This window comes from Sphingomonas sp. Leaf357, from assembly GCF_001423845.1.
Lineage (GTDB): Bacteria > Pseudomonadota > Alphaproteobacteria > Sphingomonadales > Sphingomonadaceae > Sphingomonas.
Genome location: NZ_LMPM01000001.1, coordinates 2671060 through 2686141, shown reverse-complemented (window position 1 = coordinate 2686141; position 15082 = coordinate 2671060). Strand labels below are relative to the sequence as shown.

Below are 15082 nucleotides of genomic sequence, written 5' to 3'. Positions count from 1 at the left end.
GGGTTCACATCTCCATTTCGCCGCTCTTGCCGAGTTCGGCCTTGAGCGTGAAGGAGTTGGTGGTGGCGATCCGCTCGCGACCGGTGAGGCCCGAGGTGATGACGACCTGATCGCCGTTGCGGCGGCCGGTTCTGACGGGCAGCGCGTGGAAGCCAGTCGGCGTGCGGGCGAATACGATCGTGCGGTTTTCCAGCGACTGTATCGCGGTGGAGGGCACCGCGATGCTGCGGTCCCCGGTGGCTGGCAGCAGGAATGCCGCCTTCACCGGCTCGCCGACGCGCCACTGGCCCGTCCGATTGTCCAGCGCGGCGATGATCTGGACGAGGCGCGTGCCATCGTCGAGCACCGGCGAGACGAAGGTAACGCTGCCTTGCTGCCGCCGGCCGGCAGCGGTGACCTCGACCGGAATGCCGGGGCGGACGCGCCCGGCATCGGCCGGGGACACCGACGCCGTAATCGTGACGCGCCCCAGATTGGCGACGCGGTAGAGTTCGGCATTGGCGTCGACCGTCTGGCCGAGCGTCGCGGGGCGGGCGATCACCTGCCCCGAAATCGGCGAGCGCATCGCGATGCGATTGAGCGCTCCGCCGCCCCCGCCGGTCGCGCCGAGTTGTTGTTGCGCCAGGCGAAGCGCGATGCCCGCCTCGGTCGCTGCCGTGCGGGCCGCGAGCAGATCCTGTTCCGGCGAGACGCGTTCGTCAAACAGGCGTTGTTCGCGCCGAAGGTTGGACTGCGCCAATGCCAGCCGCGCCCGTGCCGCTTGCACCTCGGCGTTCAGCGATGCGGCCTCGCGGCTTTCAATCACGGCGAGCGCGTCGCCCTGGCGAACGGGCTGGCCAAGGTTGCGGGTCAGCGCGACCAAGCGACCGCCGATCGTCGCGGAGACGATCTGCAATCCTTGCGGATCGGCCTGGACGAGCGCCGGCACTTCTAGCGCGCCGGCGACGCCGCCGACCGTCGGGATCGCGACTTCGATCCCGGCATCGGCGATCTGGCGCGCGGTGAGCGTAACGGCATCCTTGTCTGCCGTGTTCCCCGCGCTGTTTTCCATTCCCGCCATGGCGTCGGGCTTGTCCTCGATCTTGCCGCCACAGGCACCGAGCGCCAGCGGAATCAGCGTAGACGCGAGCGCGGCTTTGATCATGCTGTTCATCGTGTGTCCTTCAAGAGTGGGGGTGCCGGGGCGACCAGGCGTTCGAGCCGCGCCTCGGCATCGTGATAGGCGGCCAGCGCATCGATCGCGGCCGAGCGGGTTTCGGCCAGCGTGCGTTCGGCCTCGAGCAGATCGAGCTGGCCGAATTTGCCCTCGCGGTATCCGATGCGGGCGATACGCGCCGCCTCCTGCGCGGCGGTAAGGGTCGGCCCGGTGGTGTTGCGGGCAGTGATCGCGGCGTTAGCGGCATCTGCTCGCGCGGTGGCGATCGCCTGTGCCGCATCGAGCATAGCGACGCGCCGGTTGGCACCCGCCTGCTGGCGCTGGGCGGAGGCCATGTCGATCGCGGCCCGGCCGTTGTTGAAGAAGGGTAGCGGCACCGAGACGCTGAACACGCCGGCGATATCCTTGCTCGCCTGGATCCGCCGCGCCGCCGCGCCGATCGTGATGTTCGGCACGCGCTGGCTGCGGGCGAGCCGGACCTGTGCGGTGGCCGTGGACAGATCCGCCCGCGCGGCGATGGCGGCGAGCGTATCGCCGATGTTCACCGCGCGTGTCGGCACTGCCATATCGACGCGGTCGAACCACCCGACATCAAGCCGGCTCGTCATCTGACCCGTCAGCAGCGCAAGGTTGTCGATCGCGACCTGCGCGGAGCGTTCGGCCCGCTCGGCGGCCCCTTGCGCCGTCAAGCGGGCGACGTCCGCGCGCTGCTCCTCGAGCGGCGATGCGCGGCCCGCAGCCACGCGCACCCGAGCGGCGCGCAAGAGTTCGGTCGCGATCCCGACCTGATCACGGGCATTGGCGGCGCGGCGCTGGCTGGCGATCGCGGCGCCGTAAGCCTGGGTCACGCGCAAGCGCAGATCGGCTCCGGCGATCACGGTGTCCAGTTCCGCTCGCCCGAGTTGCGCGTCGGCAAGCGCGACGCGCGCGGAACGCTTGCCGCCCAACTCGATCGGCAGCGACAGGCCGGCGGTCGTCTCGGACGAGCGCAGGCCGCGATAGGTGCCGGACCCGGCGACGTTCTCGGTCATCGCCTCGAACGACGGATTGGGTCGGAGACCGGCGATCGTGCGCTGCGCCTGCGCCGCCCGGACGCCGGATTGCGAGGCCTCGATTGTCGGAGAGGAGGCGCCGGCCGCGGCCAGCGCGTCGGCCAACGTCAGCGGCGGCTCGGCGGACGCCGACGCCTGACCTTGCGCCTGCAGCGAAGATGCGCAGGCGCCAGCGACCAGAACGGCCGCAAAGATGCGATACATGGAATACTCCTGACAGGGTCATGATCGGGCGCGATCCGCGCGCCCGCGTGACGTGTCAGGCTTTGGGTGGGCGCAGGGCCTGTTCGAGCTCGCGGCCGGCCAGCGTTTCACCGCGCTGCGCGACGAACACGCGCGGAAGAGCAACCGGTGCGGCAGCGATGGCGCTGGTCATCGGCGTGCCGACATGATGGCCGTGGCAGCTGAGATGACGCGGACAATCCTTGTCGCAATCGGCCGGCTCCTGATTGCCATCGCAATAGACTGGCTCGTGCGCTGCCGCCGACATTTCGGGGCAGGGGCCGACTTCCACAGCCTGCGCCATGCCGGTCCACCCGGAGACCAGCATGATAAGGGAGAGGAAGAGAACCAGCTTGCGCATCGACCCAGCCATAGCATCACTTCCGGCCGATGTAATCTTCTTCGTAGAGCTTCGGTGATCGACGCAGGGCGGGCATCGCGTCGTTCCTCTGGGTGGATCGAAATTCAGGCGTCGGCGGGTTTGAGAGCGGTGTCCCCCAACTAATCCGTCGCCCCGGACTGGTTCCGGGATACACCAGCGGATTTCGAGATGGAAAATGGCATGCTTGCGGACCGCTCGGCACGGTGGCCCCCGTAACGAGTCCGGGGTGACGGACAAATTGATATAAGCTCGATGCGACAACGAAGGTCGATTGGCTCACAGCCGGACATTGTAACAAAATATTTCTCGAAACAGCGCCAATTTGGTGAACCGAATATGAACGAAGCCGTTCAGGCCGGAATGTCGGTATCGCGCCTAGGGTGCGGCCAAATGGCAGCCGGGATGACCGGGACGCTTCAATCCAAGGTGAGTGAGAGAATTTGATGGCGACCCGTGCGATGGCCTCACCGGCCGCCAGCTCTGATGAAACGAAGCGTGCCAAGGGGGCGCTGCAGGCGCTCAATTTCTTCATGGCGGATATGCAGGCCGGGATCGGCCCGTTCCTGGGCGTCTTCCTGCAGCAAAAGGGCTGGACGGCCGGCCCGATCGGCACCGTGATGACCGCCGGCGGGGTCGCCGGCATGATCATGACGGTGCCGGCCGGAGCGTTCATCGACCATACCGAGAAGAAGCGGCTCGTCGTCATCGTCACGGGCATCTGCACCGTCATGGCGTCGTTCCTGATCCTGCTGTCGCAATCCGGTCTGGTCGTTACCGTCAGCCAGGTCGCGACCGCCATCGCCGGGGCCGCGATCGGTCCGGCGGTGACCGGCATGACGCTGGGGATCGTCCGGCAGAACGGGTTCAACGCGCAGAACGGGCGCAACCAGGCCTGGAACCATGCCGGCAATATGGTGGGTGCGGGCCTGTCGGGCTATCTCGGCTGGAAGTTCGGCATGCCGGCGATCTTCTATCTTGCCGCCGTGTTCGGCGTGCTGGCGATCATCGCCGTGCTGACCATCCCGGAAAAGGCGATCGACCATCGTGCGGCACGGGGGCTGGAAGGCAAGGCCGGGAAAGGCGAAAAGGACGAGAAGGGCGGGCAGGCCGAGGGTTTCAAGACGCTGTTGCGGAACAAGCCGATGCTGATCCTCGCCGCCTCGCTGGCCTGCTTCCATCTCGGCAACGGTGCGATGCTGCCGCTGTACGGGCTCGCGGTCGTCGGCGCGGGCAAGGGCAATGCCGCCCTGTTCGTCGCCGAAACGGTAATGGTCGCGCAGGCGGTGATGATCGTCACCGCGCTGATCGCGATGCGGATGGCGGCGGGCCGGGGCTATTGGCTCGTCATGCTGATATCGTTCGCGGCCTTGCCGTTGCGCGGGATGCTGGCGGGGACGTTCATCGAGCATTGGGGCGTATGGCCGGTGCAGGCGCTGGACGGGATCGGCGCGGGATTGCAGAGCGTCGCAGTGCCGGGCCTGGTCGCCTGCCTGCTCAACGGCACGGGACGCGTGAATGTCGGGCAGGGGGCGGTGATGACGATCCAGGGCCTCGGCGCGTCGCTCAGCCCCGCGATCGGCGGCTGGCTGGCGCAGGAACTCGGCTATCACGTTGCCTTCTACATCCTCGGCAGCTTCGCGCTGATCAGCGTCGGCCTGTGGGTCGGTTTCGCCGGAACGCTGCGACCGGCCTGCGCGGGCACCGGTGATGACGGAGCGGAGGAACGATCGTGACCGCGTCGATCAGCTGGGTTCATATCGGCGATCTGCATATGGACGAAGCGGACGGCTTGATCAGCAAACCGCGCCTTCAGGCGATCGTCGCCGAGATCGAAACGCATATCGGCGCGGCCGCGGATTTCATCTTCCTGCCGGGCGACAATGCGAACCATGCCACGCCCGAGCAATATCGGCATATCACTGAGGCGCTGGCACCGCTCGGCCTACCCTGGCGAGCGATCCCGGGCGATCACGATTTCGAGGGCGGAGATCTGGTCAATTACGAAGCTGCCTTCCCGGAGGTGAATCGCCCTGAAGCCGAGGTGATCGCGGGACATCGCTGCATCTTTCTCGACATGATCTCGGCCGGTGCCGGCGGCCCGGATTTCCGGCTGACGATGCATCACCGTAACCGATTGCTGGAGGAACTGGCGCGCGCCGAAGCGGAGCGGCAGACCCCGATCGTGTTCATGCACGCCTATCCCGGCGATCTCGCCGCCGATGGCGAAACGATCGCGCAGACCTTCGCCGACGCGCGCGTCGCGTTCGTCGCTACCGGCCATACGCATTACAACGAGCTGCTCAACGACGGCCGCGTCGTCTACGGCGCGACGCGCTCGATCGCGCAGATCGAGGAGGGCGACGGACAGCCGGGCTATGCGCTCATCACGGTGCATGATCGCGTCCCGAGCTGGCGCTTCAAGCGCCTCGGCACGCCGTGGCCGTTCGTCCAGATCGCGGCGCCGGCCGATTACCGGATGGTCACGCGGCCGGCCGACCCGCGACAGGTGCCGCGTCCGGGCGAGGTCGAGGTGGTCGCGAAAGTGTACGGCTGGTCCGGCGAATCCGTCACTCTACGGATCGGAGACGAGGACCACGCGATGACATGCGCTACGGAGAACGGCCTGATGCGGGCCACCGTGGCACTTGAGGCCGGCCTGCACACGCTCTTCGTTGCATCCGGCGAGGATCGCGACACTATCCGTGTGCTGGTGCGGGCGGAGGACGATATTCCGCGCCGGGGCGTTCCGATCGCGCCGGGGCGGGACATACACGCGATCGGTGCCTGGCCCGAACACGGGATCGAGGGCACGCAGCTCGGCCCGAACAAGAACGGGCGGCATTGGTGATCCTGGCATCGGGTGTGACCTGGGGAATCTGCGCCGCCGCGACTGCTGGTGTGATCTCGCGGCCGTTCCGCTGGCCCGAAGCGATCTGGGCCGTGTCCGGTGCTGCGCTGTTGCTGATCTTCGGGCTGATGCCGCCGGGCGCGGCGCTCGGCGCGGTGGGCAAGGGGATGGACGTCTATCTGTTCCTGATCGGCATGATGCTGCTCAGCGAAACGGCGCGCGAACAGGGGCTGTTCGACTGGGTCGCCGCGACCGCGGCGATCAGGGCCCGGGGGTCGACGCTCCGGTTGTTCACCCTGGTCTATGTCACAGGGATCGTCACGACGACGTTTCTGTCCAACGATGCGACCGCGGTCGTGCTGACCCCGGCGGTCTACGCCGCTGCGCGGAAGGCCAAGGCCGAGCCGCTCCCCTTGCTGTTCGCCTGCGCGCTGATCGCCAATGCCGCGAGCTTCGTGCTGCCGATCTCGAACCCGGCGAATCTGGTCCTCTACGGCGGGAAGATGCCGCCGCTCGGGCAATGGTTCGGATCGTTCGCGCTGCCGTCGCTGGCCGCGATCCTCGTCACCTATCTGGCGCTGCGTTGGGTGGAGCGGAAGCGGCTGGTGGGGGCGTGCGACTGCGACGTCGATCGCGCCCCGCTGTCGACTGGCGGCAAGGCGGCATTCGGCGGGATCGCCGCGACAGCGATCGTGCTGATCGTCATGTCGGCGTTCGATCTGCCGCTGGGGCTGCCGACATGCATTGCCGGTGTCGCGACCATGCTGGGGGTCTGCGCCCTGGCCGGGCGTTCGCCATTCAAGGTCGCGGCATCGGTGTCATGGAGCGTGTTGCCGCTGGTCGCCGGGCTGTTCGTGCTGGTCGAGGCGCTGGACCGGACGGAGGTGATCGGCCATGTCGCGCAGGCGTTGCGGGAGGCGGCGGCCGACCCCGCCCGCGCCGCCGCCGTTTCGGGCACGATCCTCGCCTTCGGTTCGAACCTGATGAACAACCTGCCGGCGGGCCTCGTCGCCAGCACCGCCGTGGCGCAGGCGCATCCGCCCCGATTGGTCGTCGACGCCCTGCTGATCGGCGTCGATCTGGGGCCCAATTTGTCGATCACCGGATCGCTCGCGACGATTCTCTGGCTCCAGGCGATCCGCCGGGAGGGTGAGGATGTCGGCTTCTGGCGCTTCCTCAAGGTGGGGGCGGCGACGATGATCCCGGCGCTCGCCGCGGCGCTTGGAGCACGCCTGCTCATCGGCTGAGCGAGGCCGCGGGCCGCAGCCCGATGAACGGTCGCAGCCAGCCGATCCGGCGCCCAATATCGTAGAACAGCCAGCAGCCGATCGCCGTGGCGGGCACGAGGAGCGCAAACTCGGCTGTGGCACCGATGTTCAGCGGCTTCAGCCAGGCCTCCACGACGACGATGATCGTCTGATGGATGATGTAGAAGGGAAATGTCGCCTCGGCGAGGGTGGCGCGCCAGCGATGGTCGCGGTTCCAGAAACTCTCGGCGATGCCGATCAGCGCGGCGATCGCGGTCCATGTCTCCAGATGGCGGACGATCCGGTACGTCCAGACCACCTCGGCGCTGTCGGGAAAGGTGAAATCGGGCCAGCGGAGCAGCAGCGCCGCGATCATGGCGAAGCACAGTCCCGCGACCGCCGCCGCCGTCCGCCAATGCCTGGCAAAGGCCGCCAGCACCACAGGCGATCCGGCCAGGCCGAAACCGAACAGGAACGCCGGGACGTAACGCAGATGCGCGACGCCATCGTTGATCAGGTCGTGCGTGTCTTCGGGCCGATGAAACAACACGGTTTCGATCAGCAGCAGATACGCCGCCGGCACCGCGATCGCGCGCCAGCCCGCGAAGACCCGGTCGAACAATGCCTGGCCGCGCGAGGACCGGTTCAGCCACATCGTCACCACCAGCGCCGCCGTGTACACCCACAGGTACAGCACGAACCAAAGGTGGTTCCAGGTCGGCAGGACGATGCCGTCGAGCGTGCCGAAGCGGAAATAGTCCCGCGTCCAGAAGTGGAGGAAGCCGGCCGCATAGCCATGCTGCGTCGACAGTTCGACCCAGGCCTGGGGCGGCACGATGACCGCGATACCGAACGCCAGCGGCACGATCAGGCGGGCGGTGCGATTGCGGAAGAACGCGCCGATGCCGCGCGACTTCGCCGCCAGTGCCCGGCTGGCATAGCCGGATACGACGAACAGCAAGGTCAACCGCCACGGGCTGGTCAGGAACATCGGGATCTCGGCCCACGCGATCGGCTGCGCCGTCTTCACTTGGAAGCCCCATGGCACGAACACCATGCCGACATGATAGAGGATCAGCAGGCCGAACGCCCCGATCCTCAGCCAGTCCATTCCGTAATGCCGCTCCATATTCGCCTCCGAAATCCGTGATCAGGCAAGGGTGGCGGGGGACGGGAACGGGCACTATCACCGAGGGATGGCAGGCGGATCGGCAGGGATGGCGGCGGGGCGACCGGGGACGAGCGGCGGCTGGCGCGGGATGAACGGGGCGCAGCGCCGGATCTTCATCCTGTTCGTCGCCGGGTTTCTGGCCGTCGTGGCGTTGATCCTCATAGCGAACGCCGAATCGACGATCAGCGATCTGGCCGTCTCGGGTGCGCGCATCGCACCGCATTTGGTCTGGTCGTGGGAATGGAGCAGCATGATCGGGTGGCTGAGCCTGTACCCGTTGCTGTGGTGGGCCGTGGCGCGGTTCAAGCCACCGCGATCGTCCTGGCCGCTCGCGATAGTGCTTCTGATCGGCGGGGCTGTCCTGGTCTCCGGCTGGCATATCGCGGTCATGGTGGCGATCCGGCACGTCTATTACGAGGCCACGGGATACGGTCCGTACCGGTTCTTCGGCGTGATCGGCGACCGCCTGCTCTACGAGTTCCGGAAGGACGTTTCGACCTACGTGCAATTCGTGGCGATGGCGGCGCTGGTCCAGTGGCTGATCGTGCGTGCCGCAGAACCGCAGGCTACCGAGGCGGCTCGAACCCTGATCGTTCAGGACGGCAGCATTCGCCATGCCATTCCGGTCGCAGAGATCGACGCGATTCGTGCGGCCGGGAATTACGTCGAGATCGTGTGGCAGGGGAGGACGGTGCTGCACAGGACGACGCTCACCGCGACCGAGGCCGAACTCGGCGACGCCTTCGTTCGCATCCATCGCGCCTTGCTGGTCCGGCGAGACGCCATCCGCCGCATCTCGTCGGACAGATCGGGCGATTTCGTCGTGACGTTGCACGACGGAGCGGAATTTCGCGGCAGTCGCCGGTATCGCGGTGCCGTCGAAAATCTATAGGCGCCGGTCGCGCCAGGCAGCACCGACCCCAGCCACGAAGTCGTAGGGAATTGCGGCGGCTTCGCGCAGCCACATCTTCGTCTGCAATTGCCGGGAGCCGCGTGCGGCAAGGCGCACCGGGCGGCTCGCAAGCCCCATCAGACGGAACAGCATGCGGACACGCGGCTGATGATAGGCATCCGTACAGGTCAGGATCGCGGCATAATTGTGGGCCCGGGCATAGGCCGACGCGGCTCGAACCGTCTGAAGCGTGTCGGCGCTGATGTCGTCCAGGATGAGCCGGTCGGCGGACACGGCACCGTCCAGCATTTCGGCCATCACCGTGGCTTCGGACGGCGGATGCGTTCCGACGCCGCCCGACAGGAAGAGGTCCACGTTCGGGTCCGCCTCGGCGACCGCGGCGGCATATCCCACGCGTCGCGCCAGCGCCGGGCTCGCGCTGCCATCGGTGCGGACGGCCGCCCCGAACACGACGGCAAGCGTGCGTCCGGCTTGAGAAGTGTCGTCGATCATGACGGCCACGTAGCCGAGCCGGCCATGATCCGATACTCCCTTCGCTTTCAGGGGCTAACCGCGCCGGGCGGTCGGCCTGCTGCCGAGCTGATCCAGCGCATCTGCATTGTCCCGCCCCCAATCGTGGAGCAGTTCGATCGGCTCCACGAAACGCACGCCGAGCGGGGTGAGGCGATATTCCACCGCTGGCGGGACGGCGCTCTGCACGTGCCGCGTGAGCAACCCGGTCTCTTCCATTTCGCGCAGCGTCTGGGTCAGCATCTTCTTCGAGATGCCCGGCAGGGTCCGCTGCAGCGCGCCCGGCCGCGCGACGCCGTCATGCCGCACATGGATCGTATGGAGCACCATGCTGGTCCATTTGGTGGCGAACAGCGCCAGCACCCGGCGCGGCGCGCAATCCTCCCGCCACTCGTCCGCGATCGTGCCCGGTTGCATCTCTGGTTACCTTTAGGTGTCTACGTCCCCGAATGGTGCCGTCTAGAAGCTCGGGCCGGCGCTGCCTAGATCAATGGCGATCGGAAGGAAACGAGCATGATAAGAACGGCACTGGTGGTTGGAGCGAGTGGCATCGTCGGCAGTGCGACGGCGGCGCTGTTGGCAGAGCAGGGCTGGGCCGTTCATGGCCTGGCGCGGCGCCAGATCAAACAGGCCGGCGTTCGACCGCTGTCCGTCGACCTGCACGACGCGACAGGGACGGCGGCGGCGTTGAGCGAGCTGCAGCCCGACGCGGTGTTCATCACCACCTGGGCCCGACAGGACAGCGAGGCCGAGAACATCCGCGTCAACGCCGCGATGGTTCGCAACCTGCTCGACGGTCTGCCGAAACCGCGTGGTCCGCGCCATGTCGCGCTGGTGACCGGACTGAAACACTATCTCGGCCCGTTCGAGGCCTATGGAAAAGGTGCCCTGCCGCAGACGCCGTTTCGCGAGGAACAAGGGCGGCTGGATGTGGAGAACTTCTATTACGCGCAGGAGGACGAGATCTTCGCCGCCGCAAAGCGTGACGGCTTCACCTGGAGCGTGCATCGCCCGCACACCGTGATCGGCCAGGCCGTGGGCAATGCGATGAACATGGGCACCACGTTGGCGGTCTACGCGACCCTGTGCCGCGAAACGCGGAGGCCCTTCACCTTTCCGGGCTCCGCGGCGCAGTGGTACGGCCTGACCGACATGACCGACGCCCGTCAACTCGCCCGGCATCTTCTATGGGCGACCGAAACGGACGCGGCGCACGATCAGGCTTTCAACATCGTCAACGGGGACGTCTTTCGCTGGCAATGGATGTGGGAACGGATTGCCGAGTGGTTCGGGATCGCAGCGGCGCCGTTCGACGGCACGGTGCGTCCGCTCGAAATACAGATGGCTGAAGATGCCGAGCTGTGGCGGGCGATTGCGGCGCGCGAGGGGCTGGCCGAGCCCGATCTGTCGCGGCTTGCCTCTCCCTGGCACACCGATGCCGATCTCGGCCGGCCGATCGAAGTGGTGACCGATATGTCGAAAAGCCGGCGCTTCGGGTTCACGGCATACCAGCCTACGGACGATGCCTTTTTCGATCTGTTTGCAAGGCTTCGCCTGGATCGTCTGATTCCCTGACGCTGCCGTCATGAAACTTTTTCGACGCCCGAAGGTTGTCGGCTGATGGGGATGAAAACAACTTCGGGTTCGAGGATAGGGCGTTTCGGAAGATCGCATGCCCGCAAGGTTCTGGTTCTACTCCCGGCTGCCTTACTAACCGCCGGTCTATCCTATAGTCTGTCCTCACCGACCAACGGATCGCTGATCGCCGCGGCGCTTGCCGATCCCTTGTCTGTTTTCGCCGATCGATCGCCAGGCACCAGGACGTCGGCGGCGCTCAATCAGACGAAGAAGGCGCGGGCACACGATAAGAACGCGTCGCGCGCGGTGGCGGCCCTTCCCCCCAGCGAACGCGTGCTGAGCAATGTCCGGACCCGGCCGCCTGCCGCCGTGTCGGACGCCCCGCAATATACCGACGCGCTCCTGACAACGCCGTTGGCGACCGATGGCGCGGCGATCATCCCCGACATCGGAGTGCTTCCGCCGGTCTCGGTCGCACCCACCGGCGTCGGATCGATCCCGGGGTTCGTACCTGGCGGTGTGGGGTTCCTGCCTGGCGGCGGCGGCGGTGGAGTTACCCCGGTCGAACCGGGCGTGCCGGGCGTGCCGGAACCCTCGACCTGGATGATGTTGATCGCAGGGTTCTTTGCGATTGGCTGGGCGTTGCGCGCCAAGTCGCGCGGCTTTTTCGGGGAGCGTGAGCGGATCTCGGGATGAATGGCGCGGGTCAGCGACCTTCGTCTTCGATCTGGCCGTATTTCATCGTCGCCATTGTTCTGTGCATAGGCGTGATCGTGATTTGGTCGGCCGCCGCCGACCGTAGAGAGGTCGAGACTGTGCGGGTCCAGCCCGCTCCGGTCGGATCGCGGATCCGCTATCCCGTCGGGCGTTATCCGAAACTCGTGTCGCCAGACGGTAGCGTTCACGAGGTTCGGAGCATACTCAACGAACGCAAACCGATTCGGTTCGGCGACTATGTCTGGAACGACGGCGGCGTCCCGAAGGGGCCGGCCTGGATCCGGGTTGATCTGGCGCGCCAGACCATGTCGGTCTTTCGCGCAGGGCATGAAATCGGGTCGGCGGTCATCCTGTTCGGCACCGACGGCAAGCCGACGCCGTCCGGCGTGTTTCCGGTCCTCGCCAAAGCGGAGACGCATCGCTCTTCACTGTATGATGCGGAGATGCCGTTCATGCTTCGGCTGACCGGCGACGGAGTCGCCATCCATGCGAGCAATGTCCGACAGGGATCGGCCACGCATGGTTGCGTCGGCATTCCGGAAGGGTTCGCTCGGCTGGTCTTCGCGGAAATGCGGCGCGGTGACGAAGTCGTCATCATGCCGGAGAGTGGCAACGGCGCGCCGGGGCGGAGCTAGGCGGCATCGGGCACGGTTTTGAAGGCCACGAGAACCGGCACCCCGGGCTCGATTGGTCCGAGGCCGGTCTACATCCCTTGCGCGAGAACTGCCTAACGCCCCCCTAACCACAGCCTGAAACCTCGTTGAGAGGGGATCGTGTCACCTTTTCCGTCCTGGACGGGAGATGGATCGATGCACGGTGGATACGCGCTGCGACGGCTGGCGGCTTTCTCGTTTCTGAGTGTCGCGGCGCCGATGCTGATGGGCGCGACCAGTCTCGCGCAATTCTTCGACGCGCGGATCCTGGCCGTCCATAACCGCGAGCGCGCGACACTTGGGATCGCGCCGCTGCGCTGGAATGCCGATCTGGCGGTATCCGCTCAGCGCTGGGCCGACCATCTGGCCGCCACCGGATCGTTCGAACATGCGCCCGAACGGCCGACCGATCCGCAAGGGGAGAACCTGTGGGCGGGGACGAAGGGCTATTACCCGCTCGAGGCGAGGATCGAGGCGTGGATCCGCGAAAAGCGCTACTTCAAGCCGGGGACGTTTCCGGACAACAGCGTCACCGGCAAGGTGGCCGATGTTGGGCACTACACCCAGCTGATGTGGCGGGACACGCGTGAGGTCGGCTGCGCACAGGCGACCAGCGCGCGCGAGGACGTGTTCGTCTGCCGCTACAGCAGCGCGGGCAATTATATCGGCGAACGGGCCTTCTGACCGCGCATAAATTTCAGTCTTTTCCGGATCATCGGGCAAAGTTCGCCGTGACCCGTTCAGCTTGAGGCTCTATGAGCCGAAGCATGAGCGGGCGGCAGTGCGACCTTTGCAGATGGACAGACCGATGAACTACGGACGCCGTTTCACCCGCCGGATCGGCCCCGCGCTGACTCCGGCGCTGACGATCGCCGCGCTGATCGCGCCAGTGCCCGGTTTTGCGCAGCAGGCGATCGTGGTGCCCCGGCCACTGCTCAGCCCCGCCGTCGTGCTCCCGACCTTGACCGATGCCCAGGCAGCTTTGCTCGCCACGCTGATCGATCGCGATTCGATCGCGCAGGGGTTGCAGGAAAGCGCGACGCCGCGCGCCGTTCCGCTGGATCGCGATGCTTTGGTGCGCGCCGCGTTGGATCATGCGAGCGCGGTGCATGCCGGGCGGCTGATCGAGGACGATTTCCAGCTTGAATGGGGCATCAGGCCCCCGGCCTATGATCCCTTGCCCGCATTCGCCGCCGCCGTGGCTGGCGACCGGCTGGCGAGCTGGATCGCGTCGCTGCCACCGCCTTATGCCGGCTACGATACTTTGGTCGCCGGGCTCGCGCGGTATCGCGCGCTGGCTGCGGCGGGTGGCTGGACCGCGCTTGCCGGTACGGACCTGAAGCTCGCCGCCAGCGGCCCGGCGGTCGCGGCGTTGCGGAAGCGGATCGCGATCGAGGATGCCGCGTTCGACGCGACTGGGGACCGCTACGATACCGCTTTGGCCGAGGCGGTGCGCCGCGCGCAGCAACGCTATGGGCTGAACCCCACCGGCGCGGCGGGTACCCAGACGATTGCCGCGCTGAACGTGCCGGTCGAGGCGCGCATTCGCCAGATCATGGCCAATATGGAGCGCTGGCGCTGGCTGCCGGGCGTACTGCCGAAGAACCGCATTCAGGTGAACATCGCCGCGGCGGTGCTGACCGTGTTCGAGGGCGATACGCCCGTGATGTCGATGAAGGCGGTGACGGGTCGGCCGGGCGCGGAGACGCCGATGCTCGTGTCGCAGATCCACAGCGTCGTGCTCAACCCGCCCTGGAACGTGCCGTCGTCGATCGCCAACCGCGAATTGTGGCCGAAGGAGAAGGCCAAGCCCGGTTATCTCAAGCGCAACGGCTTCCGCATCATCGACACCGGGGATGGCGGCAAGCGGCTGCAGCAATCCTCGGAGCGCAGCGCCCTGGGCAAGTTCAAGTTCGACTTCGACAACCGGTTCGCCGTTTATCTGCACGATACGCCCGCGCAATCCGGCTTCGCCAAGTTCGACCGGCTGTCGAGCCATGGCTGCGTACGGCTGGAAAAGCCCGCCGATCTCGCGAAGCTCCTGCTCAAGAACACGCCCGAATGGTCGCCCGACGTGATCGATGCTACCGTCGAGGAGGGCAAGACGGTGCGCGCCAGCATGTCCGACCGCGAGGCGGTCTACCTGCTGTACTGGACCGCATTCGCCAATGCGAACGGCGTGGTGAGCTTCCGCAATGATCCCTATCGCTGGGATGGAACGCTCGCGAGCAAGATCGAAACCCGACAGGCGCGCCAGGCGCTCGCCTCGCTGTGAGAGACACGATGATCAAACCGACCCGTTCGCCCAAACTCGTCACTGTTCTGCTGTTGGCCTGTGCGCTGGCCGCCTGTTCGCGTGACGAACCCGAGCGCGCGCCGGAGAACGACGTTCAGCAGATCGAGGACCTACCGCCGACACCGACCCCTACGCCCAGCCCGACACGGGTCGCACTGCCGGCACCCGACGCGACGGTTCAGTCCAACGCCATGGACGAGTTGACCGAGGCGCCCCCGGAGCCGGACGAGCAGATGCTGGACGACGCGGCCGCGTCCGGCATGACGTCGCGGGCCTCACGCAGCGATCCAGCGCCGCAACAGACACCGGCCGAGGTCGTGGAGCAAAAATAAACGGC

The 15082-nt window shown here is 66.7% G+C and carries 16 protein-coding genes; 10 read left to right on the top strand and 6 right to left on the bottom strand.

The window, feature by feature from the left end; genetic code table 11:
• Positions 1–4: 4 nt before the first annotated feature.
• The 3 genes from ASG11_RS12600 to ASG11_RS12590 are packed head-to-tail and all read right to left on the bottom strand — an operon-like array spanning position 5 to position 2791.
• Positions 5–1153, bottom strand: coding sequence for an efflux RND transporter periplasmic adaptor subunit (locus ASG11_RS12600; protein WP_055779721.1), 1149 nt, complete (start codon positions 1151–1153; stop codon positions 5–7).
• Positions 1150–2412, bottom strand: a complete 1263-nt coding sequence (locus tag ASG11_RS12595; protein WP_055779718.1) for a TolC family protein — start codon at positions 2410–2412, stop codon at positions 1150–1152. The genes ASG11_RS12600 and ASG11_RS12595 overlap by 4 nt, the downstream gene beginning before the upstream one ends.
• A gap of 55 nt (positions 2413–2467) precedes the next feature.
• On the bottom strand, positions 2468–2791 hold the full coding sequence (locus ASG11_RS12590; RefSeq protein WP_156363754.1) for a hypothetical protein: 324 nt from the start codon (positions 2789–2791) through the stop codon (positions 2468–2470).
• Positions 2792–3255: 464 nt separating this feature from the next.
• Between ASG11_RS12590 and ASG11_RS12585 the strand changes: the two genes are divergently transcribed.
• From ASG11_RS12585 to ASG11_RS12575, 3 genes are read left to right on the top strand one after another with little or no spacing between them, the layout of a single operon-like run.
• A complete protein-coding gene (locus ASG11_RS12585) occupies positions 3256–4545 on the top strand; it encodes an MFS transporter (protein WP_055779713.1) in 1290 nt (429 codons plus the stop codon).
• Entirely contained in the window at positions 4542–5660 is a 1119-nt protein-coding gene (locus ASG11_RS12580) for a metallophosphoesterase family protein (RefSeq protein ID WP_156363753.1), read from the top strand. Before ASG11_RS12585 ends, ASG11_RS12580 begins: the two co-directional genes overlap by 4 nt.
• Complete coding sequence (locus ASG11_RS12575) at positions 5657–6907, top strand: arsenic transporter (RefSeq protein ID WP_055780852.1); 1251 nt, start codon at positions 5657–5659, stop codon at positions 6905–6907. Before ASG11_RS12580 ends, ASG11_RS12575 begins: the two co-directional genes overlap by 4 nt.
• Here the strand turns inward: ASG11_RS12575 and ASG11_RS12570 are convergent.
• Positions 6897–8036 (bottom strand): acyltransferase family protein, encoded by a 1140-nt coding sequence (locus ASG11_RS12570; protein ID WP_055779711.1) that lies wholly within the window; start codon positions 8034–8036, stop codon positions 6897–6899. The genes ASG11_RS12575 and ASG11_RS12570 overlap by 11 nt on opposite strands.
• Before the next feature lie 88 nt (positions 8037–8124).
• Here ASG11_RS12570 and ASG11_RS12565 point away from each other — a divergent pair, with 88 nt between their 5' ends.
• The gene (locus tag ASG11_RS12565) at positions 8125–8970 is read left to right on the top strand and encodes a LytR/AlgR family response regulator transcription factor (RefSeq protein ID WP_055779708.1); all 846 of its coding nucleotides are present in this window, start codon (positions 8125–8127) and stop codon (positions 8968–8970) included.
• On the opposite strand, the gene ASG11_RS12560 is transcribed toward ASG11_RS12565, so the two are convergent.
• Both ASG11_RS12560 and ASG11_RS12555 read right to left on the bottom strand, forming a co-directional pair.
• Complete coding sequence (locus ASG11_RS12560; RefSeq protein ID WP_055779705.1) at positions 8965–9483, bottom strand: YdcF family protein; 519 nt, start codon at positions 9481–9483, stop codon at positions 8965–8967. The genes ASG11_RS12565 and ASG11_RS12560 overlap by 6 nt on opposite strands.
• Positions 9484–9537: 54 nt before the next feature.
• The gene (locus ASG11_RS12555) at positions 9538–9918 is read right to left on the bottom strand and encodes a winged helix-turn-helix transcriptional regulator (RefSeq protein ID WP_055779702.1); all 381 of its coding nucleotides are present in this window, start codon (positions 9916–9918) and stop codon (positions 9538–9540) included.
• A 96-nt stretch (positions 9919–10014) separates the two neighbouring features.
• On the opposite strand from ASG11_RS12555, the gene ASG11_RS12550 reads away from it, so the two are divergent.
• The 6 genes from ASG11_RS12550 to ASG11_RS12525 all read left to right on the top strand — a co-directional run bounded on the left by ASG11_RS12550 (position 10015) and on the right by ASG11_RS12525 (position 15077).
• Positions 10015–11076, top strand: a complete 1062-nt coding sequence (locus ASG11_RS12550; RefSeq protein ID WP_055779698.1) for an SDR family oxidoreductase — start codon at positions 10015–10017, stop codon at positions 11074–11076.
• Between the two features lie 309 nt (positions 11077–11385).
• A complete protein-coding gene (locus ASG11_RS12545; RefSeq protein ID WP_156363752.1) occupies positions 11386–11775 on the top strand; it encodes a PEPxxWA-CTERM sorting domain-containing protein in 390 nt (129 codons plus the stop codon).
• Between the two features lie 77 nt (positions 11776–11852).
• Positions 11853–12431: a L,D-transpeptidase family protein gene (locus ASG11_RS12540; protein ID WP_236697472.1), complete on the top strand. Its 579-nt coding sequence runs from the start codon at positions 11853–11855 to the stop codon at positions 12429–12431.
• Positions 12432–12605: 174 nt separating this feature from the next.
• Entirely contained in the window at positions 12606–13133 is a 528-nt protein-coding gene (locus ASG11_RS12535; RefSeq protein ID WP_055779694.1) for a CAP domain-containing protein, read from the top strand.
• A gap of 124 nt (positions 13134–13257) precedes the next feature.
• On the top strand, positions 13258–14724 hold the full coding sequence (locus ASG11_RS12530; protein ID WP_055779691.1) for a L,D-transpeptidase family protein: 1467 nt from the start codon (positions 13258–13260) through the stop codon (positions 14722–14724).
• An 8-nt stretch (positions 14725–14732) separates the two neighbouring features.
• Positions 14733–15077, top strand: a complete 345-nt coding sequence (locus ASG11_RS12525; protein WP_082472837.1) for a hypothetical protein — start codon at positions 14733–14735, stop codon at positions 15075–15077.
• Positions 15078–15082: the final 5 nt, after the last annotated feature.

Coding starts and splice junctions, on each gene's coding strand:
- ASG11_RS12600 (WP_055779721.1), bottom strand. CDS start 1,153: ATGAACAGCATGATCAAAGCCGCGCTCGCGTCTACGCTGATTCCGCTG.
- ASG11_RS12595 (WP_055779718.1), bottom strand. CDS start 2,412: ATGTATCGCATCTTTGCGGCCGTTCTGGTCGCTGGCGCCTGCGCATCT.
- ASG11_RS12590 (WP_156363754.1), bottom strand. CDS start 2,791: ATGCGCAAGCTGGTTCTCTTCCTCTCCCTTATCATGCTGGTCTCCGGG.
- ASG11_RS12585 (WP_055779713.1), top strand. CDS start 3,256: ATGGCGACCCGTGCGATGGCCTCACCGGCCGCCAGCTCTGATGAAACG.
- ASG11_RS12570 (WP_055779711.1), bottom strand. CDS start 8,036: ATGGAGCGGCATTACGGAATGGACTGGCTGAGGATCGGGGCGTTCGGC.
- ASG11_RS12565 (WP_055779708.1), top strand. CDS start 8,125: ATGGCGGCGGGGCGACCGGGGACGAGCGGCGGCTGGCGCGGGATGAAC.
- ASG11_RS12560 (WP_055779705.1), bottom strand. CDS start 9,483: ATGATCGACGACACTTCTCAAGCCGGACGCACGCTTGCCGTCGTGTTC.
- ASG11_RS12555 (WP_055779702.1), bottom strand. CDS start 9,918: ATGCAACCGGGCACGATCGCGGACGAGTGGCGGGAGGATTGCGCGCCG.
- ASG11_RS12550 (WP_055779698.1), top strand. CDS start 10,015: ATGATAAGAACGGCACTGGTGGTTGGAGCGAGTGGCATCGTCGGCAGT.
- ASG11_RS12535 (WP_055779694.1), top strand. CDS start 12,606: ATGCACGGTGGATACGCGCTGCGACGGCTGGCGGCTTTCTCGTTTCTG.
- ASG11_RS12530 (WP_055779691.1), top strand. CDS start 13,258: ATGAACTACGGACGCCGTTTCACCCGCCGGATCGGCCCCGCGCTGACT.
- ASG11_RS12525 (WP_082472837.1), top strand. CDS start 14,733: ATGATCAAACCGACCCGTTCGCCCAAACTCGTCACTGTTCTGCTGTTG.